This window comes from Bradyrhizobium sp. AZCC 1610, assembly GCF_036924515.1.
Lineage (GTDB): Bacteria > Pseudomonadota > Alphaproteobacteria > Rhizobiales > Xanthobacteraceae > Bradyrhizobium.
Genome location: NZ_JAZHRR010000001.1, coordinates 6,536,532 through 6,555,388 on the forward strand (window position 1 = coordinate 6,536,532; position 18,857 = coordinate 6,555,388).

General features: G+C 56.6%; 21 protein-coding genes and 2 pseudogenes. 15 read left to right on the forward strand and 8 right to left on the reverse strand.

Annotated elements, in window-relative coordinates; all coding sequences use genetic code 11:
* The first annotated feature begins 168 nt into the window (after positions 1-168).
* The gene (locus tag V1279_RS32080) at positions 169-855 is read left to right on the forward strand and encodes a hypothetical protein (protein ID WP_334444354.1); all 687 of its coding nucleotides are present in this window, start codon (positions 169-171) and stop codon (positions 853-855) included.
* Positions 856-1,431: 576 nt separating this feature from the next.
* Entirely contained in the window at positions 1,432-1,860 is a 429-nt protein-coding gene (gene rnk, locus V1279_RS32085; RefSeq protein WP_334444356.1) for a nucleoside diphosphate kinase regulator, read from the forward strand.
* Between the two features lie 88 nt (positions 1,861-1,948).
* On the opposite strand, the gene V1279_RS32090 is transcribed toward rnk, so the two are convergent.
* Positions 1,949-2,413, reverse strand: a complete 465-nt coding sequence (locus V1279_RS32090) for a GreA/GreB family elongation factor (protein ID WP_334444358.1) — start codon at positions 2,411-2,413, stop codon at positions 1,949-1,951.
* 178 nt (positions 2,414-2,591) lie between these two features.
* Here V1279_RS32090 and V1279_RS32095 point away from each other — a divergent pair, with 178 nt between their 5' ends.
* The 9 genes and pseudogenes from V1279_RS32095 to V1279_RS32135 all read left to right on the forward strand — a co-directional run bounded on the left by V1279_RS32095 (position 2,592) and on the right by V1279_RS32135 (position 8,988).
* Positions 2,592-2,996 (forward strand): PAS domain-containing protein, encoded by a 405-nt coding sequence (locus V1279_RS32095; RefSeq protein WP_334444360.1) that lies wholly within the window; start codon positions 2,592-2,594, stop codon positions 2,994-2,996.
* A gap of 852 nt (positions 2,997-3,848) precedes the next feature.
* Positions 3,849-4,115 (forward strand): hypothetical protein, encoded by a 267-nt coding sequence (locus V1279_RS32100; protein WP_334444362.1) that lies wholly within the window; start codon positions 3,849-3,851, stop codon positions 4,113-4,115.
* Positions 4,116-4,749: 634 nt separating this feature from the next.
* On the forward strand, positions 4,750-5,262 hold the full coding sequence (locus V1279_RS32105; RefSeq protein ID WP_334444364.1) for a hypothetical protein: 513 nt from the start codon (positions 4,750-4,752) through the stop codon (positions 5,260-5,262).
* A gap of 449 nt (positions 5,263-5,711) precedes the next feature.
* Positions 5,712-6,194, forward strand: coding sequence for a hypothetical protein (locus V1279_RS32110; RefSeq protein ID WP_334444366.1), 483 nt, complete (start codon positions 5,712-5,714; stop codon positions 6,192-6,194).
* 22 nt (positions 6,195-6,216) lie between these two features.
* Positions 6,217-6,648, forward strand: coding sequence for a DUF488 domain-containing protein (locus tag V1279_RS32115; protein ID WP_334444368.1), 432 nt, complete (start codon positions 6,217-6,219; stop codon positions 6,646-6,648).
* 150 nt (positions 6,649-6,798) lie between these two features.
* A complete protein-coding gene (locus V1279_RS32120) occupies positions 6,799-7,293 on the forward strand; it encodes a GreA/GreB family elongation factor (RefSeq protein ID WP_334444370.1) in 495 nt (164 codons plus the stop codon).
* A gap of 4 nt (positions 7,294-7,297) precedes the next feature.
* Positions 7,298-7,870 carry a DUF488 domain-containing protein gene (locus V1279_RS32125; RefSeq protein WP_334444372.1) on the forward strand — a complete coding sequence of 191 codons (573 nt, stop codon included), beginning with the start codon at positions 7,298-7,300 and terminating at the stop codon, positions 7,868-7,870.
* Between the two features lie 94 nt (positions 7,871-7,964).
* Positions 7,965-8,246 (forward strand): hypothetical protein, encoded by a 282-nt coding sequence (locus V1279_RS32130; RefSeq protein WP_334444374.1) that lies wholly within the window; start codon positions 7,965-7,967, stop codon positions 8,244-8,246.
* Positions 8,247-8,333: 87 nt separating this feature from the next.
* A pseudogene (locus V1279_RS32135) lies at positions 8,334-8,988 on the forward strand (TerC family protein).
* 277 nt (positions 8,989-9,265) lie between these two features.
* Here the strand turns inward: V1279_RS32135 and V1279_RS32140 are convergent.
* The 4 genes and pseudogenes from V1279_RS32140 to V1279_RS38035 form a co-directional block, all read right to left on the reverse strand.
* Positions 9,266-9,880 carry a patatin-like phospholipase family protein gene (locus tag V1279_RS32140; protein WP_334444376.1) on the reverse strand — a complete coding sequence of 205 codons (615 nt, stop codon included), beginning with the start codon at positions 9,878-9,880 and terminating at the stop codon, positions 9,266-9,268.
* A gap of 14 nt (positions 9,881-9,894) precedes the next feature.
* Entirely contained in the window at positions 9,895-10,137 is a 243-nt protein-coding gene (locus V1279_RS32145) for a patatin-like phospholipase family protein (RefSeq protein ID WP_334444378.1), read from the reverse strand.
* 173 nt (positions 10,138-10,310) lie between these two features.
* Positions 10,311-11,837, reverse strand: coding sequence for an FAD-dependent oxidoreductase (locus V1279_RS32150; protein ID WP_334444380.1), 1,527 nt, complete (start codon positions 11,835-11,837; stop codon positions 10,311-10,313).
* Between the two features lie 20 nt (positions 11,838-11,857).
* A pseudogene (locus V1279_RS38035) lies at positions 11,858-12,013 on the reverse strand (GTP cyclohydrolase I); the annotation flags it as partial.
* 234 nt (positions 12,014-12,247) lie between these two features.
* On the opposite strand from V1279_RS38035, the gene V1279_RS32155 reads away from it, so the two are divergent.
* The gene (locus V1279_RS32155) at positions 12,248-12,463 is read left to right on the forward strand and encodes a DUF2945 domain-containing protein (RefSeq protein WP_334444382.1); all 216 of its coding nucleotides are present in this window, start codon (positions 12,248-12,250) and stop codon (positions 12,461-12,463) included.
* Between the two features lie 194 nt (positions 12,464-12,657).
* Here the strand turns inward: V1279_RS32155 and V1279_RS32160 are convergent, their stop codons facing one another.
* Positions 12,658-13,506 carry a LysR family transcriptional regulator gene (locus V1279_RS32160; RefSeq protein ID WP_334444384.1) on the reverse strand — a complete coding sequence of 283 codons (849 nt, stop codon included), beginning with the start codon at positions 13,504-13,506 and terminating at the stop codon, positions 12,658-12,660.
* Between the two features lie 206 nt (positions 13,507-13,712).
* On the opposite strand from V1279_RS32160, the gene V1279_RS32165 reads away from it, so the two are divergent.
* The 3 genes from V1279_RS32165 (at position 13,713) to V1279_RS32175 (ending at position 16,389) form a co-directional block, all read left to right on the forward strand.
* On the forward strand, positions 13,713-14,126 hold the full coding sequence (locus tag V1279_RS32165; protein ID WP_334444386.1) for a cytochrome c family protein: 414 nt from the start codon (positions 13,713-13,715) through the stop codon (positions 14,124-14,126).
* The gene (locus V1279_RS32170; protein ID WP_334444388.1) at positions 14,123-14,743 is read left to right on the forward strand and encodes a hypothetical protein; all 621 of its coding nucleotides are present in this window, start codon (positions 14,123-14,125) and stop codon (positions 14,741-14,743) included. The genes V1279_RS32165 and V1279_RS32170 overlap by 4 nt, the downstream gene beginning before the upstream one ends.
* 71 nt (positions 14,744-14,814) lie before the next feature.
* Positions 14,815-16,389 (forward strand): FAD-dependent oxidoreductase, encoded by a 1,575-nt coding sequence (locus V1279_RS32175; protein ID WP_334444390.1) that lies wholly within the window; start codon positions 14,815-14,817, stop codon positions 16,387-16,389.
* 765 nt (positions 16,390-17,154) lie between these two features.
* Here V1279_RS32175 and V1279_RS32180 read toward each other — a convergent pair.
* Both V1279_RS32180 and fdh3B read right to left on the reverse strand, forming a co-directional pair.
* On the reverse strand, positions 17,155-18,168 hold the full coding sequence (locus tag V1279_RS32180; RefSeq protein WP_334444392.1) for a formate dehydrogenase subunit gamma: 1,014 nt from the start codon (positions 18,166-18,168) through the stop codon (positions 17,155-17,157).
* Between the two features lie 85 nt (positions 18,169-18,253).
* Positions 18,254-18,850: a formate dehydrogenase FDH3 subunit beta gene (gene fdh3B, locus V1279_RS32185; protein WP_334444394.1), complete on the reverse strand. Its 597-nt coding sequence runs from the start codon at positions 18,848-18,850 to the stop codon at positions 18,254-18,256.
* Positions 18,851-18,857 lie beyond the last annotated feature (7 nt).

An 18,857-nucleotide genomic window follows, 5' to 3' on the forward strand; every position in this document is an offset into this window, starting at 1 on the left:
GCTACCAGTCTACGACGTTCATGGCCGAAATTCCTCGCCGCGCCACGATTAGCAACAATCATGAATTGAAATCACAATTATATTCGTTTGCCTGGTCCGACCCTTGGTGAAATACAACCTTTTAAACCACTCAAGCCAAACGGTGCTGATCCGTCCGAGGAGGCTTCAATGTCACGGAACGTAATACGACAGGCCCTCACCGATCGTCGCGAGCTTTTAACCGTCGGTGCCGCTATCGCAGCGTTAGTGCCACTCTCCGGAAGTGCCTTCGCGGCCAGCAGACATTCTCACCGCGCCAAAAGAAAGGCCCGCACCGATAAAACGTTCGAGACCGCAGCGCTTCTTCGAGATCTTTGGATCGGACATATCTTCTGGGTAAGAGCGGTCTCGGTAGCCACGATCGAAAAGCACGACGCCGCCGCAACAATAGCAGAGCAACAAGCCGTCACCAACGCGCAGTCCATCGCCGCGACCATCGAACCATTTTACGGAGCAGCGGCCAAGGACACCTTCTTCAAGCTCCTCGCGGGGCACTATGGTGCTGTAAAGGCCTATCTTGTGGCGACGGTCGCAGACGACGCCACCAAGCAAGGCACGGCAACTCAATCTCTGACGTCGAACGCTGAGGAGATTGCCAGCTTCTTAAGCAAAGCAAACCCTTTTTTGCCGAAGGATGCAGTTAACAACCTTCTTTTGGCGCATGGCGGTCATCACATCCAGCAGATCCAACAATTGAAAGGTCGCAAGTACGAAGCCGAGGCTCACACCTGGGAAGAGATGAAAAATCACATCTATCAAATTGCCGATGCTACCGCTGACGCGCTAGCAAAGCAGTTTGCCGATAAATTTTCCTGAGCTTCGACACAGACGATCTGTATGAGCGTGGAAGTGAAATAACGACGACTTGACGTTTCTGATTTCATGATTAGCTCGTAGGTATGATGATGTCAAAAGCGCCCCCCTTACAATCTCGCGTGGGCCTCCTGCAAGCTGGCAGGTAGCCCGGACGGCTTACGCCGGCCGGGATGATTCTATCCAATTTTTGCAATCTCACCTACTCGACCCGCTTGGCACGCGTCGTTGCACGCCTGCCAGGCGGAACGGTCGTAGCTCGCGCGATAGAGGAGTGATGATGTCAATGCTGCTAATGTTAACAGCGACTGTCCTGATTTTGTGGCTAAGCTTGGTGTTGTTTTTTGACCCCGATGGATTCAGCGCACCGAGACCTCGTCGGAGCCACAGCGGGGCCGAGAAAAGCCCTGACTGCTGATCGTCGGACCAACGCTTAACAAGCAATCAGCCGGCAGCTAACGCCGGAAGCCGCAGTGCAGACCGCCTAAGGAAGATAACGTAATGACTTCGGTGCCGTCCGACCGCCGATGCTTACCTAGCAAAACGGCGACTTGGCGAGCATGAATCAGGGAGATTGAGATGACAATTGAAAAGACAGTCACCATGGCGAGGAGCGACGTCAAGCCCGCGATCATCCTCTCAGCAAAGGACTATGATCGGCTTTCCACGCTTGCGCGCGCGGCTCAGAACAGACTGCCTGATCTGGCGTCTGAGTTGGCCGCGGAGGTCGGCCGCGCGCACGTGCTGGGCCGGGACGAAATAGCGAACCAGTTCGTGGGCATGAACGACGACGTCGAATTTCGCGATGATACGACGGGGCGTGCCCGTCAGGTTACACTCGTGTATCCTGACGAAGCCGACATCTCGCAAGGGAAGATCTCCGTGATGACGCCGGTCGGAACAGCCCTAATTGGCCTGCGGACCGGACACTCGATCACGTGGGAAACGCCCCTCGGAGAGACGCGGCAACTCACCGTAATCTCGGTCCGCAAACTTCATCGGCACTGACGCGATGCTTGGCCGTGCGACGTTGTAAACCCGTCGCACGGAAGCGTTGTATACATTGCCTGCCCTACTCGCCTTGCCCGCATTTACCTCACATGGGCTTTTCGAGTTGCGATACTTTCCTATCGGCGAGCATTGCCGAACTCGGCGTGGAGCGAACAACCGTTATACTCCTTCGATCGCCGCTTGCAGTGCACCATTCGACCGACGCGCCTTCCGACAGTCCAATCAAGGCCGCGCCCAGCGGGCTCAACACCGAAACCGTGTTCGGTTCGCAAGACGTTTCGTCTGGCAGGGCGAGGACTATTCGCCTGTTCGCGCCGGCGACGTTGTCCCGTACATCTACGCATGAGTTGACAGCTACAACATTCGTTGGAAGCTGATCATTAGGGACAATTGTCGCTCGATAGATCTCCCGCAATACGTTTGACGCAGCCGGCGCCATGCGACTATTCGTCAGCGCGGAGGTGGCAATAGTGTACAGATTCTCTCGATCCGTCTCTGAAATAATGACCGGGGGAAGCGTCACGGGATGATGGTAGTCGGCGGCATTCATTTTCCAGACTCCTGTCGTATCCAGCCACGCAATTCTCGCTTACCACTCGCTTTCTACAAGCGAAAAAAATTGCGCCTCGGGCCCAAAACAATTGCTGCAATCCTCGAGACCAGCAGGTTGCTCGACAATCAGAAGACGTCTAGCGTTCGTCGCGGAGCCGATGTCCGGGAGGCTACCCATGGAAGACCGACTCTTGGCTGAGAGAATTCTCGATCAAATTGCCGATGCCGTTGTCTACGCAAACCGATCGGGCGAAATTGTCCGATGGAACCGCGCTACGACGAGTATGTTTGGCTTCTCCGCGGAAGAGGCGCTCGGCCGTAGCCTCGATCTGATCATTCCAGAGCATCTGCGCGCCTCGCACTGGAGCGGCTTTAACGCGGCGATGACAACGGGCGTAACGAAGCTTCAAGGTCGTCCGACGTTGACCCGGGCGCTGCACAAAAGCGGACGCAAACTCTACGTCGAGATGACCTTTGCCATCGTCAAGGTCGACGAAGGCGAAGTGCTTGGTTCGGTCGCCGTGGCACGCGACGTCACCGAACGCGTCGAGCGAGAGCGCTCCGCAGTCCGCACGACCTGAGAGGGATCGTAGCCATGCAGGACAAATCCTCTTCCATTACCAGATCGATCTTTAGTCATGGCCGGTGTTGAGGCGCATACGCGATGTCGACAATTCCCGCTGCTACATGAGTGATGAGATCCTGTGGACATCGACATGAACGCGAAGAGCAATGTTCGAGTATGAACGTCGCATCCGCCGAACCCAGTTGAGCAAGAGAGACTGCCACAGGGACCTCGCTACCCACCGGCAAGCACCGCGCGATTTCCGGCTGGCACGGCCACTTGCTGGTGCACGTGGCCAGAGTTGCACAAAGCTTGGTGCGAAACGCAGAAATTGCTGTTCGGCTGGGGCCAGAGACGCTCCGGCTTTGTTCCGGACAAAACGCGGACGCCCAAGCTGTTCAAGCGTACCCAAGCGCTGATGGTTGTTTGACCGACATGTAGTCACTCGGCAGCCTTGATGAAGCTTGCCGTCGAGGCGATCTCCAAAAACGTCCCAGCCAATTCGATGTCCAGGGACCTCATCTAGCATGACAATTACATTCAAATGTGAATTAAATTGTTTTGCATGCTGCATCCTTCGATGAGAGACTATTGGCATCTCCATTCGTGCGCAGGCTTTTGTTGTCGATCGACGACTTGCTCAGATCCAGCTTCCATTGTGTTGGCTTAAGCTTGTTTGCCAGCGAACGTATTGTAGAGGAACAGCTGGGCCACTTGGAGGCGGTGTCGACCATCAGCCTGCATAGGTACATGACCCCGTTGCTCCAAATAGGCGAACCGCCCCGTCCTGATCCATTTTTCGCTGAGGAACGGATGCCCCTGCTGGTTCAACTCGCCTGTCGGAGATTGGAACGGAAAGGCGCTACCCATGCGAAGACTTAGCCCCGGCCAAATCGCTCTTATCGCAGTTCTCGTTGCCTTGCTCATTCTCACTGGCATATGGGCAACGATGGTATGGAACTCCTCCGGCGACGTCGTGATGGATAAGCACGGCTGGATCGCCCTCGGTCTCGGCACATTCTTTTCGCTTCTCATTGGATGCGGTCTGATGGCCCTCATGTTTTTCAGCAGCCGCAGCGGTCACGACGATGCGGCCGATCCGTTTAGGAAACGGAGGGAGCCGCCCGCCGAGTAAAGCCGCCTGGAGGCCTCTTGCTGGTCAATGTCAGTCTTTGGCCTAGCCGAACAGGGCCATCGCCCGTCGTTACGTCGCGACCAATCCAATTGTCGATATCGTGAAGATCATGAGTAGGCCTATGGCTACGAAAGCAGCGTCGATGTCCAACATCCCGCTCGATCCGATTTTGACACCAATGCTTTGAGGCACACCGGAATTGTTAACGTCGACAACGAGTGCTGATCGATCAGACGCCTCACCGTCGTACTATCAATCCGCAAATGACTTGGACCTGCTAGCATGAAGGTTCATCATCCTTATGCGCGCTCCTTCAATGCTATCGGCCAATGTTATCGGCGCGATGTTCATCAACGTCGCTGACCAATTTCACGTCAGCGTGTTCACAGCGTCACCCAATACCGCTCGCTCACCCGCGAAGTGGAAGACGGAGCCCGCGCAACATACGCATATCGCACACTGCGCCACTCCAACTCTTTCAAGTAACAACTTTCTTGATGCAAACTGACAATACTTTTCGCTTGTAGAACTTGGCCAAATAGCAAGTAGTTGTGCGCGGCAGCCCAAGCAACACGCGGTCCGAAGAGTAAGACGGCTGCAGATCCTCATCTCGTTCTCGCAGGGAAACGAAATCATGCGGAAAGCCCGGTTAGGCCAACAAGCGGACTTAGACGACACGACCCAACATTTCGCGTCCTCTCCTCGCAGGACGAATGTGGGCGACCCCAGGTACCTCGGCTATTGGTCTAAGGAAGAGATACTGCATTTTCTCAAGGAGCTTCTTGAAAGTGAACGCATCGGCGTCACTGCATATGCAGCAATCGGACGCACGGCCGACTCTCAGGTTGCAGACCTGGCTTTTGAGTCCGAACTGGCTCAGGCCGCGATCTGCATCCTTCTCAAAAAGGAGATGGCCGCAAGAGGTGGCGCCAACATAATTCGTCGCAAGAGGGCACCCCCTGTTCCTAACAGCGATTGCAGCCTCGGACGGACAATCGGATTCGCAAGCCGCAACCAGGCTAGGCTGGCCGATATGATTGAGGAAGCCGTCTTGAACATCTTCGATTCAAAACTGAATGCGAAGCTTATGTACTTGCTGCTGTTGCACCGTAAACAGGTCGAGCAGCTTGAAACGTTTGTTACCTAGCTCGCTCGGGTCCGACCTTCATGATTTCCGTCCATTCTTGCGCGAGATGGTAGGATTGACGGGGACAATTGCTTCAAGTCGAGCGTTGAGTCGAATGATCGGAGCCGAACCAACATTGTGCTGCACCGCATGTATAAAGATGGATGGAGTTCGTCATGAGCGCAAAAGACAGTGTTACGCAACGAGAAAAGAGAGAAATCGACCGTCGGTTGGATGAGGAGCTGGAGGGCACATTTCCAGCAAGCGATCCCCCGAAGATTACCCGCTCTTCAGCAAAATCCCCCAGCGTCGTGGTCCGAACACGGAGAACCACTAGCGTACCAAAGGTCCAACGGAGGCACCTATCAGTTTCGTGATTATGAATCGCGCAGGATACCACAGCCCCCGATAGCGCAACGACGCCGCACCGTTTGCCAATCGGACATTTCCTTCGAGAGTGGGAGCGTAATATGACCGAACTATCTGGTCTCGAATCCCAGTATGATGCTTTCCTATTCGCTTCGGTTTGCGAGACAGATGAGTCGACATTGAGCGTCTTGTCCCTACTCGCACGTCAGGACGTCGATCCCTGGCAAGAGGCGGCTCGCCTGACTCAGCTTTCTAAGGCTCAGGCGATAAACAGCCTTGCTACAAAGATCTGGAAATCGAATAACGACCAGTGGTCGCCGTCGGAGGCGAGCATAGTGGCGGTTCGTTTGATCGATCTTCTGCCGTCACATGGTTGTCCCCGCTCTACTCCGCTCTGGGCGGGCGATGGTAACGGCAGGTTGACGTTTTGGGTGGTCGCCGGGATGCTATTTATGTCGATCGCTATTTCGGGAAACAGCATGCAGAGCTTAACCAAGGACTCCGGCGATCCGACCCACGTGGTCAGCAGAGCTGCACCGGAGCATACCGTCACACGATCATCGCGCGGAATTGGAACAGATTAATCGAGATACGGGAGCAGTATCGATGGGCAGAAGGATTGTTGCTAAGAACGTCAAGCTAAGACGGGCATACGATGCCGCTCGCTCCGGTGACGGGACTCGAATACTGATCGACCGTCTTTGGCCTCGCGGGGTCAGGAAAGTAGATGCTGCGATTGACCTGTGGGCCAAGGACATTGCACCCAGCACTGCGCTGCGGAGGTGGTTCGGGCATGATCCCGCTCGCTGGGACGAGTTTCGACGCCGCTACTCGGAAGAGATCCATCAGCACGGCGACCGGCTCGACGAACTACGTGCTCTCGCGCAAGGAGGACGGATTACACTCGTTTTTGCAGCGCATGATAAGACTCATAACGACGCGGTCGTTCTGAGAGAGATCTTGCTTGGCCGGAGTATCACACGAGGGCCTCATTCTCGCTCGACTTCGCCCCACCGTAGCCGATCGGGGTTTCGCTAGCCGAACGTCATCGATCGGATACTTTTTCGCTGAAGCGGCTTCGTCGCGTTCGTAGGTTCGCAAGACATTTGCAAACAGGCTGGCCGAGATTACATGTGTGAGGAGGCAGTTCGCCCAGTCGATCGCCCTCAGTGAACTCGGTGATCACTAATGATCGTTGCGAAAGAAACAATCATGAACGACTTCGAGCGAAATCGCGTTGAACAAAGGCCGCCTATCGTCTTGACGGCATCGGACCGTGAAAGGTTGTTCGCGTTGCTTGGCGCCACGCCGGCGGCATCGAACACGGAGGTTGCTTGTTTTCTTCGCGAGGAGATCGAGCGTGCGGTTGTTGCGCCAGATGATGTCGCGCCTAATTCGGTCGTAAGGCTCGATTGTGACGTAAAATTCGTGGATCACGCAGATGCACGAATTCATCAAGCTCAACTTGTCTTCCCGGGAGAGGCTCAGCGCTGCCACTGCATCTCAGTGCTCAGTCCAATCGGAAGTGCGTTGATCGGTCTTGGGCCGGGGCAATCGATTCGTTGGATCGAGCAAGGTAGAGAGCGTAGCCTCGCGGTTCTTGAAGTGGGATCGAGGAAAACGTCGGCAATGCGGCGGCTAATGAAAGTTACGAAGGAGCATCCTAGTCGAACGGAAGCTTAGAGACATGACGCTTCGATCCTTTACAATCGGGCATTCCACCCGCTCCTTCAGTGAGTTCGTGAACTTGCTGCGGCCGCAAGAGGTTAAGCTTGTCGTCGATGTTCGAAGCATTCCGCGCTCCCTGACCAATCCCCAGTACAATGCGACCCGGTTCGCTAACGCACTGTCCGAGTGTGAAATCGGCTATGAACATATCCCCGAGCTAGGGGGACTCCGCGGCAGGGGGCGAGACGTTCCGGCGAACGTAAATGCATTCTGGGAGAATCGGAGCTTTCACAATTATGCGGACTACGCAATGAGCGATGAGTTTCGGTCCGGCCTCGCCAGGCTGCGCAAACTTGGGCACGGGACCACATCTGCAATAATGTGTGCCGAGGCCGTCTGGTGGCGATGCCATCGAAGGATAATTACTGACTATCTCATCACGGCGGGCGAGACGGTATTCCACATCTTGGGGACCAATCAGGTCGTGCCAGCATCTCTCACTCGAGAGGCTGTGCTGTTGCCAGACGGCTCGCTGTCCTACCCGGGCCCTCCTTTTCCTAGAACAAAATGCTTGCAGCAAAGCGCTAATTGAATTCGTTTGTCTGAACCGAAGGTCACGCCTACTTCTTCCTTAACGCATCCCTTCGATTTGGAACCGCAGGCAAAGAGAGCGTTATGGAGGCATCATGTTTACCCGGAAACGCCCGTATCTGATCTCGGCGGTCCTTTTGTTGGCCGTCGCGATCCCCCCTACCGGCCTTTTGCTTCTGACTCGTACACCTCTTCTGCTGGAATCGATGAGTGTGATCGCACTAGCGTTCTCAGCCATCGTGGCACTGGCCGCGTGGTGCTTGTCGTCCGATCGTCACGGCGCCGGCATTACCTTGTGGGATGTTTCGGGCGCGTATGCATTCATTGGATTTGCAGCGGGAATGCTTAGCGATCCGCAACAAGTGCTAGAGCTCTGATCTGTGTCATCGGCGCCAGTTCGATAATGGATCTGACAAATCGTCCAACAGACCGGATCGCCCCTCGGGAAGTCAGCCGTCTCGACCATGCTCCATTTCATTTCAAACGAAGTCATGGCACTACTTCAAGTCGTTATGATCGACTTGGTCTTGGCCGGTGACAACGCCATTGTCATCGGCTTGGCCGCGGCAGGATTACCGCTGCAGCAACGCACGAAAGCTGTGCTGGTAGGTATAGTCGCAGCGACCGTCCTGCGCATAACGTTCGCTGCAGCCACTTCCCAGTTGTTACAGGTCGTCGGCCTAGTGCTTGCGGGTGGCGTTCTTTTGCTTTGGGTGAGCTGGAAGATGTTCCGAGAGTTGCGGCTCTCCGCTGAGGGGCAGGACGACGCTATCGAAGCAATGAGCAATATGGACATCAATGATGACGGGACAATTGTAACTCATGCGCCGCGGAAGTCCTTTGCTCAGGCTGCAAGTCAGATCATTGTGGCCGACGTCTCAATGTCCCTCGACAACGTGCTGGCTTATTGCAGGAGCCGCGCGAGAGCATCTTTCTGTTCTGATTATTGGGCTTGGCTTATCAGTTGCTCTGATGGGGATAGCGGCGGGCTATATCGCTCGCCTATTGCACAGGCACCGGTGGATCGCATATGCGGGATTGCTTGTAATCCTGTATGTCGCCGTAGATATGATCTGGCGCGGGATGAGCGAGGTTTGGCCGCTGATAGGGCAATCATGATTGCTGATGGGTATCAGCCCGGCCTTGCTGCCTTTGCGTGACGCGAGCCCACGGGGTACGTGCAGACTTGGAAGAGCCGGCGGCGGCGTGATATTCTGATCGAGCGCAATTATAGATACTTGGGGTGATAACCGTTTAATCAAGACGGTCGAAGGCGGGTGCCGTTTTGTCACCAACTTGCTTCGACACCGTTCTATCATTTCTCGACTGAGAAGGTACGGTGATCTTTGAGACGTTCGCGCCTCTTAATTCGTCCGAGAACGATCTGCCACGCGAGTTAATGCCTGTGCTTGTGCGTGCTCAATAGTGCATGACCGCGGGGATGATCGAGACCTCCTTCCGAAAGCCACGCGTCCGTGCTCCTCGCTGCCCGTTCGATCAACTCGCTGGTCCTCGGGAAATCATACGGCGATTCGGTCAGCGGACAGAGCGGCGGCACAACAAAATAGTCGATGTTATGATCAAGGCCCCGCAACTCGTTTACTAGTTGACGCGCGATCAGCAAAGTCAGCGCGTGCAGGGCATTAGCGACGGCCCCGGCCGGCGGCTTCTCGAGAGCGCAGGCGTAACCGGTAGGGAGAACAAACAGGCGCCGCGCGCCACGGGCAACCGCTACGGTGACCGGGGTGCTGCTCGATACCGCTCCATCCGCAAGATAAAGATCGTTGAAGTGCACTGGCTCGAACGCCGCCGGAACGGCAGCGCTCGCGATGATGGCTCGCGCCGCCGGACCTTCCGACATTACGACGGTACCGCCGGTCAAAATGTCGGTCGCAACGATATGCACCGGAAGTTTTGCATCCTCCAGATTGCAGTAGCCGAGATTGTCATCGACGAGCTGGCGCAGTGCATCCGACGTAACAAGAAAGTCCCGCCGATACAGAAAGCCCATTACCGTCCGCCACGTCAATGGAAACACGTCGCTCCGGCGCAATCCGCGCCAGATCGTGTCCAGCCGTTGGATCCCTTCAACCGTGGGTTTCCCGCGTAGTAGGCGCCATTGAGCGCGCCGACGCTTGATCCGACGACCATGTCGGCGACAATCCCGCGGCTCGTCAGCGAATGCAGCATGCCGACGTGAATGGCACCCAAGCTGCCACCACCTGCGAACACAAAAGCGGTTCTCGATCGCTCGTCGTAGCTGGACACGGGATGCTGGCTCCTGCGTTTGGAAGGGCTTCACTCCAAGGTTGTGCGGACGCGAACCCGCGAATTGGCAGTAGAGAGCGACATCTGCGCACACTCCTCATGCTGAACTGCTCGGAACGATTCTGAAACGCGGCGTCATAGCGCGGACACGCCGCGACAACAGTCAGGCGACATCACCGCATCGCGTTTCGCTCCATGGCTAGTTCGGCCTGCAGGCTGGCAAGGTCGCGGTAGATCGAGGCGACCGCAAGCACGCGACCCTTGCTTTTGTACTTCAGCAGGCAGTCCCTGGCCGCGATGCTACTGTCGAGAGCAATCTCATCCCACGTCTCCGCGTGACCGACGTAGTTGATCCTTACGTCGTAATGCTTACTCCAAAAAAATGGCACCGCATCGAACGCCTCACGCTGTCCCAGCATGTTCCGAGCGGCGGTTTGTCCCTGACGCTCCGCCACCACCCAATGCTCGACCCGGATATTTTCGCCTGAATGCGGATCGGGCCAGCGCGCGATATCACCCGCCGCATAGATCCCGGCGACGCTGGTTTCAAGATAGGCATTCACGGTAACTCCGCGCTCCAGCGATAGACGAGCCCGTTCGGCGAGGCCGAGCCGCGGACGCACGCCGACGCCGACGACCACAACGTCGGTCTCCAACACGCCACCGCTTTTCAGTATCACGCGTTTGCCATCGATCTCGGCCACGGTATCACCGAGATGAAAGATAACGCCCTGCTCTTCGTGCAGCGCGCGTACGAATTCTCCCATATCGGGGCCAAGCACGCGCTCCATCGGCCGTTGCTCCGGCGCGACGACGTGGACTTCGATGTCTCGTGCACGCAATGCCGCCGCGGCCTCGAGGCCGATGAAGCTGGCACCGATCACGAGAGCGCGGCGTGCGCCGTTCAGAGACCAGATGATCGCCCGACAATCCCCAAGCGAGCGCAGCGTGTGGAAGTGCGGCTGGTCCGCGCCCGGGATCGGCAACTTCACCGGCTCCGCACCTGTCGCCAGCAGTAAGCGGTCGAAGGGGATATCGCCGCCACCTGCGATGACGACGTTGCGTGCCTTGGTGTCGATCGAGAGGACCTCTGTGTTGAGCCGCAGATCGATACCGGCTTCAGCGTAGAAGCTACCTAGACCCAACGGCAACCATTCTTCCGGCGCGGTGCCAGCGAGATATTCCTTTGACAGGTTCGGCCGATCGACTGGCGACACGGTATCGTTGCTCAGCAAGACAATGCTGCCGCGAAACTCCTGCCGCCTCAACATCTCCGCCGCAGCGAATCCCGCTGCTCCGCCGCCGACGATCACGATCTTGCCGGGCGCATCAACGGGTCTCTTGCCACGCGGCTTCGGCTGTTCGCGCTTTTGCCGAACGAAGATGTAATCGCCCTCGTACTCGATCTGCCAGACCGCGAGCGGGGTGAGCGCCGGTGCGCGGGTTGCTTCCCCGGTGCGCAAATCAAAACAGGCGTGGTGCCAGGGGCAGCGGATGCCGTCGCCGACCACGAGCCCTTCGGCGAGCGGTCCGTGATAGTGACTGCAATGCGCGTCGACGGCGAAGATCTCCGGGCCGAAGCGTACCAGCAGAACATCCTGATCGCCGACATGCCCAAGTAGGGTCTCGCTCGTGAACACGCTCAGCGCGATGCCTTGCGTAAGGTCCGGACCACTGGACTTGGCTCTTTTTTCCACCATGTTTCCTCCTTCAGGGGCCGCTATCGAACGGCCATGCAGAGAAACTCCTGTCGGGTCAGCACGCTGTGCGCAAGCAGCCCAACATCCGGCTAGTGATCAGATCTGTGCCGGGCTTGTGCACGCCGCGGGGTGGTCATGCAGTGACGAGTTGTCTTGACAATTACGCCAACGCCCTGCTGCAAGCACATCGTCGGCCGCTAGCATCGTGAGCCTAGCGCATACTTCAGACAAACGAATTTAGTTGAGATTTAATAACACACTTCATGCTGCGTGGTTGATAACGGGCGGCCCGAAGTGCGCCCCGAGCTATTTTGGACGCGTTCTGTGTGGCGCGGCGTTAGGGAGCCTGGAACTCTACGGAATCCGGCGCGTTGCGAATCTCACACCTAAAACCGTACGGAGAGTACTTCATGGAAAAGCGGTTCGCAGTTGGCAATCATGTGACGTGGAATTCGGAAGCAGGATACGTGAGCGGCACGATTATCAGGGTCCACCTCAAGGATGTTAACTACAAAGGACATATGCACCGCGCCAGCAAGGATGAACCGCAGTATGAAATCCAGAGCGATAAGGCCGACCACATCGCGATGCATAAAGGCGCGGCTCTGAATAAGACTAATGGCTGAGAGCCGCACCGATCGCCGAATGGCTAACGCGCCGGCCACAAATTTCGACGGGACACTCTCCTGACGAATGAAGAAAATGGGTGGCGCATTGTGGAGTCACGATACGAATGTCTCTCGACTGCGCAACGATCGCACAGATGACGCCGTCCTTTATCGACGAGCTTTGAAGGTTGGCCGTCAAGGCTTGCCGTCGATTATTCTACTTCTACCTTTGCGACAGCGCGCAACACGGTGAGCGCTGCACCCAATGTACCGGCATCTACGTTCGCCGAGTGCGTGGCATAGACCGGGAAAGAGAAATGAGGCGCGCCCGGGACCAGATGGAGTTTTCCTGATGCCAGATGGGACTGAACCGCATGCATTCGGAAGTAACCAGACCCCCCCTCCGACAGAACATAATTGAGCGCCAGCGGACCAAGATTGGCCACCAAGCTCGGGGTTGTGTCCGGAAAACTTACCGCATGATGAAGGGAAAACTCCGGTCCCCATTCGACGTGAACGTATTTTGGATCATTTGCGCGATACGTCTTGAGGTCGGTTGTTACCAGCACGAGCTCTTCCTCAATCAGCAAGTCTATCTCTAAACCAGGTCGATGGTGGGGCGCGTACATGATCGCGATATCCACGAGTCCGGCCGCTACGTGCGTGATTAGATCTTGAGGAACGTCGACATGTACGCGAAGCGCTATGTCCGGATGCGAGCGCCGCATCATCCTGACCCACTCGAGCAGAAGCGGCTGCCACAAGCTGACCTCGCTTCCAACCGTCAAAACTGCGCGGTGTCCTTCAGGCACCGCGACCTGCTGTTTTGCGCGCTGCCACAGTTGTACGAATGTCGGAGCGTAACGAAGGAATTGTTCACCCGCTGGAGTGAGGCTCGCGCCGGCTTTATTGCGAACGAAAAGCGGTCGTCCGAGCTGCTGCTCAAGGAGACGCACCCGTGCGCTAACCGTCGTTTGTGCGACATGCAAACGGTCGGCGGCTTTGATGAAGCTCCCGGTGGAAACGATCTCTATAAAAGTCCTGGCGAGCTCGATGTCCATGTTTTCATAGCATAATCAATAAGGACAAATGTCAATGAAATTCGTTTGTCTGCGCTGTTGCTCGATGAGAGGGTAGCATTGACCAACGGGGACAAGAAAACTGATGCTCAAGTCGCGGCTTCGACAACCAGGTAGTACGAGCTTCCCCTCGTCATCAAAACAAGCGCATCAATGGTTAGCCGCGAGCTCTGCCCAGGAAGAAAAGATTGAACCAAATCTCGATGCTAGTGCTTACGCTAATGCTTATCGCGGTCGGCTCAGCTCGAGGCCAGGATGCTGCCATCCCTGCGGGGAGCCCTGATGCCGGGGCTCTGGTCTTTAAGAAATGCATGGCCTGTCATCAAATCGGCCCTAACGCTCAAAATGGAATCGCACCGGCGCTAAACGGCGTCGTTGGCCGGCCAGCCGGTCAGTATCCAAACTATAGCTACTCCTCAGCAAACAAGAACTCTGGTTTGGTGTGGGACGAGCGGACGTTATCCGCTTATCTTCGCGCGCCGGCCAAGATTGTACCTGGCACAAAGATGATCTTTTCCGGCCTGACGAAAAGTCAGGAAATATCAGACGTGATCGCTTACCTGAAACAATTCGACGCAGATGGCAAACAGAATACGCCATGATGGACGCCGGGATGAAGGAGATGGGTGCGCCATTTCCCCTGCTGAGTATTAATGAAAGAATTGACATGGACGATCAGCCAGACACCGTACGCGAAGCAGTTGGCGTCTTTGCCAGCGAGAACGATCTTCAGGCTGCAATAGACGAGCTCCTGAGTTCCGGCTTCCATCGGGCCGAACTGAGCTTACTCGCCAGTCAAGAAGTGGTGAATGAAAAGCTCGGCAGTGGCTCTGCGAGCTTGCGCGTTGTGGCGGATGATCCCGTTGTTCCGCGAACGGCATATGTCTCGCCTGAGGCCATCGGGGACGCTCAAGGTGGCATAGTGAGCGGTCTTGTGTATGCAGGGGCAACGGCTGCGGCCGGAACGGTCCTTATTTCGGGCGGGGCAATCGTTGTTGCCGTCGTCGTGGGAGCATTAGTCGGCGCGACCGGAGGCATCGTCGGTGCGCTCCTAGCTAAGTGGCTGGGCGACAACCACGCGCAGTATCTGCAGACGCAAATCGATCATGGGGGTCTGCTGCTATGGGTGCGAACCCGGGACGTTAAGGCCGAGGATCGCGCAGTAGACGTCTTGAAGAGACATTCGTCACGAGATGTTCACGTGCATACGTTGCCGTAGGGCTACGCGGAGTTAGTTTGAGGCGATGTAATCTGCCCACCAATGCGCCCCCGCATCGTCGAAAGGGAGAGATGCAGCGTCGTCGCGATCCCCGTAGTCCTGATCTTACCCTCGGTATTGCGCAAGACGCACTTGCTGACGGAGCCAAGCTGCTCGGCCGCGTGGGCGAAAAAGCGGTCTTGTTAGTTCGGATCGGCAACGACTTTTTTGCGGTCGGAGCTCACTGCACTCATTACCATGGTCCACTGGTTGCGGGGCTAGTAGTTGGCCAAACGATACGATGTCCGTGGCATCATGCTTGTTTTGACTTGAGGTCGGGTGAGGCTCTTCGGGCGCCCGCCTTTGATCCGTTGTCATGTTGGGTAGTTGAGCTACGGAACAACCGCGTATTCGTTCGGGGCAAGCGTAACAAGGCCAAAGCCATCAAGGTCGGGAAGTCCACTTGCGACACGCCCAAGCGAATTGTAATTGTTGGAGGGGGTGCAGCTGGCTTTGCCGCCGCTGAAATGCTGCGGCGAGAAGACTTTGCAGGCAGTATCGTGATGTTGAGTAGCGACGTTGCCGCGCCCGTGGACCGCCCTGCTCTGTCAAAGGAGTATCTCGCCGGCAACGCCTCCGAGGAACGGGTGCCGCTCCGGCCGGAATCGTTTTATTCAGATAATGCCATCGACCTGCGGGTCGCGACGGAGGTTGTCCGCCTTGATCCGGGTTCGCGCGAAGTCGCGCTCTCCGACGGACAGAATATTCGGTATGATCGATTGCTGCTTGCCACCGGGACTGAGCCGGTTCGTCTCTGGATCCCGGGGGGCGACCAGGGACACGTTCATTCTCTTCGCTCGCTTGCCGATTGTCGCGCCATCATCGCACGCGCACAAACGGCGCGCAGGGCAATCATACTTGGTGCAAGCTTTATCGGGCTTGAAGTTGCGGCTGCTTTGCGTAGCCGCGGTATCGAGGTTCATGTGGTGGCGCCGGAAAAGCGGCCCTTGGAACGCATCCTCGGTCAGGAAATGGGAAAATTTGTACAATCACTTCATGAAGAACACGGTGTCATTTTCCACCTCAATGAAACGGCCCTGTCAATCACAGGAAATCAAATGACCCTAAAGGGCGGTGGCATCCTCGAAGGAGACTTCGTAGTTGCCGCTATCGGTGTCCGTCCCCGAATTGATCTTGCTGCAAAAGCGGGCATTGCCGTCCAGCGGGGCGTGGTCGTGAATGCCTGTATGGAAACGAACGCGAAGGGTGTATTTGCCGCCGGTGACATCGCGCGTTGGCCTGATCCGCATTCTGGCCGAAGCATTCGAGTCGAACACTGGATTGTGGCGGAGCGTCAAGGACAAACCGCGGCACTTAACATGATGGGACATCGCGAGAAATTTGACACTGTTCCTGTCTTTTGGAATCAGCATTACGACGTTCCGATCAATTATGTCGGCCATGCAGAACATTGGGATAAAATTGCAATTGAAGGTGACATCGCTGGCAAGGATTGCGTTTTACGATTCAAGCGCAACGGACGCACGCTGGCAATAGCCTCGATCTTTAGAGATCACGAAAGCCTTCAGGCCGAGCTCTCGATGGAGAGGGAGATCGCGCAGACCGCACTCGTAAGCACCGACCGCTCCGGATCCGGCCAGGCGTGACAATTTTACTTTCAAGTTCCCTCACCACCATTTCAATCTCGGTACCCTTGAACGTTTGGAAGGGCCGCGGCTGAGCCGCGACTGCACCACTTCCGCACGCGTGCTGGGCTACAGCTCAATCAAACTCACCAAAGGCGTTTCCAGCATTAGTCAAGCAACCACGGCCAGAGAGGTACGAGGCGTGGAACGTCAGGCTGTCGCAACGGTTATCATAATGAAGGGCGAGAGGGAGGAAACGATATGCGCGTAACTTTGATATTGGTGCTCGGCACTGCGCTAATTGGAGGTGCCGCGCTTGCACAAACCGCGTCTCCCAATTCGGATCCTACCAACAATCCAGCTGCTAACTCAGCCGCTAGTAGTCCGACCACAGCAGCACCCACCCAACCTCAGCCACAAGGTCATCCCGGGCCGATTGATACGACGTCCGGCGGTACGCCCGCATCGAGCCCCCAGGGGGATTCGCCGCCCGGAATGCAACCCCACCCCAATGATCGTAAAGAGCACGCCACTCCGAAGAAATGATCGTAGGCAGCCGATTAACTGAACCGCTGCGGCAGAAGTAGTAGCAACTGCGATATTCCTCAGCCTTGAAATGGACGCTACAGCTGATTCAGGCGGACCTGCAAACGTCCCAGCCCGTTGCGTCGATGTCCTCGTGGTTCTAGCCTGAGTAGTCGACGGCCGTGGTAACCGCCGGCCTTACGCTGGGCGCCCACCCCCAACGGCGGCCCGATCAACCCCACCTTCTCGCCGCGAACGAAGTTATTCCGCTGGGGTGATCGCCGGCTGCCGCTGCGTCTCGTTCGGCCCGGTTCGCGCCTGCTCCTCTTCAAGCCACAGATTATGATGTTCCTTGGCCCAATTAAGATCGACAGTTCCGGTCCCCATGGCTTCGAACGCACCTTCCATACCTACGGTACCGATATAGATGTGTCCGATCATGGCAGCGACGAACAGCACCGCGACGATAGCATGTGCGATCTGAGCGACCTGCATGCTGCCGATATCCGTGCCATAGAAGGGGAACATCAACACATAGCCACTAACCGCAACAGCGGTGCCGCCGAGAACGACAATCCAATAGATCATCTTCTGCCCGGCGTTGAACCGGTACGCCGGCGGATGATCATGACCGACGATGCCGCCGCCCCTCTTCAGCCATTCCACATCGACCCGATTGGGGATATTTCCCGCGATCCATATGAGAAATATCAAAAACACACCGATCGTGAATGGGAAGCTCAGATAGTTATGGGCATATTTTGCCAATTGCGACCAGGCTGTAAACGACTCGGGACCGATAAGAGGCAACAGTAGAGGCTTGCCGAAGGTTATGTTGAGCCCAGAAAGAGCAAGAATGATGAAACAAGTCGCTGTCATCCAATGCACGAACCGTTCGAAGCCGTTGAAACGCACGATGGCGCGTCCTGACCGTCCACTTTCGATTTTTACCATTCCGCGCCAGAGATAGAAGACCATGAGCACGGCCAAGGTACCGATGATGACGAGGCCACCGATCCAACGGAGCGTTACCTGGTGGAAATGTCGCCAATCACGGCCGGCGGGCTGCTCGATCGTGCAGGCTTTCTGATCGGGTACAGTGCAGCGACCGGAGATGCGATTCAGCTCATCGAAGAGCTGACCTTCCTTCACGGCGCTCGCCTGGGGGTTGACCATCGTAGGCTGCTGAGCACTCGCTGGCTGTACACCTAGCGCCATTACGAGGAACGCCAGCGCCCCGACGATGACGCGGAATTTGGCGATAACAATTATCATGCCGTATCCTCCTGGTGAGGCTCTTCTCGAACCCCTGTGAGACTCGTTTCGAGCGTAGTCGAGCCTTGACGGCCGCGGGCTCGTACTAAGTTGCGATGGTCTCTTGATACGCAGTCTTCCAGCCCCAGGCTCCAGATCCGTAGCCGCGTTTCATCACGCGTTCCTTGTAGATCTGCGCGATGATCTCGCCGTCACCGGCGAGCAGCGATTTGGTCGAGCACATCTCCGCGCATAGCGGCAGCTTGCCTTCGGCCAGCCGGTTGGCGCCGTATTTCGCATACTCTTCCTTTGAGCCATCCGCTTCCGGACCTCCGGCGCAGTAGGTGCACTTGTCCATCTTTCCGCGCGAGCCGAAGTTTCCGACGCGGGGATATTGCGGCGCGCCGAACGGGCAGGCATAGAAGCAATAGCCACAGCCGATGCAAAGATCCTTAGAGTGCAGCACGACGCCGTCGGCAGTGGTGATAAAGCAGTTCACCGGGCACACCGCCTGGCACGGTGCATCCGTGCAATGCATGCAGGCCATCGAGACCGATCTCTCGCCCGGCTTGCCGTCATTGATGGTTACGACGCGACGACGGTTGATCCCCCATGGGACGTCGTGCTCGTTCTTGCAGGCGGTGACGCAAGCGTTGCACTCGATGCAACGGTCGGCGTCGCAGAGGAATTTCATACGAGCCATCGTATCG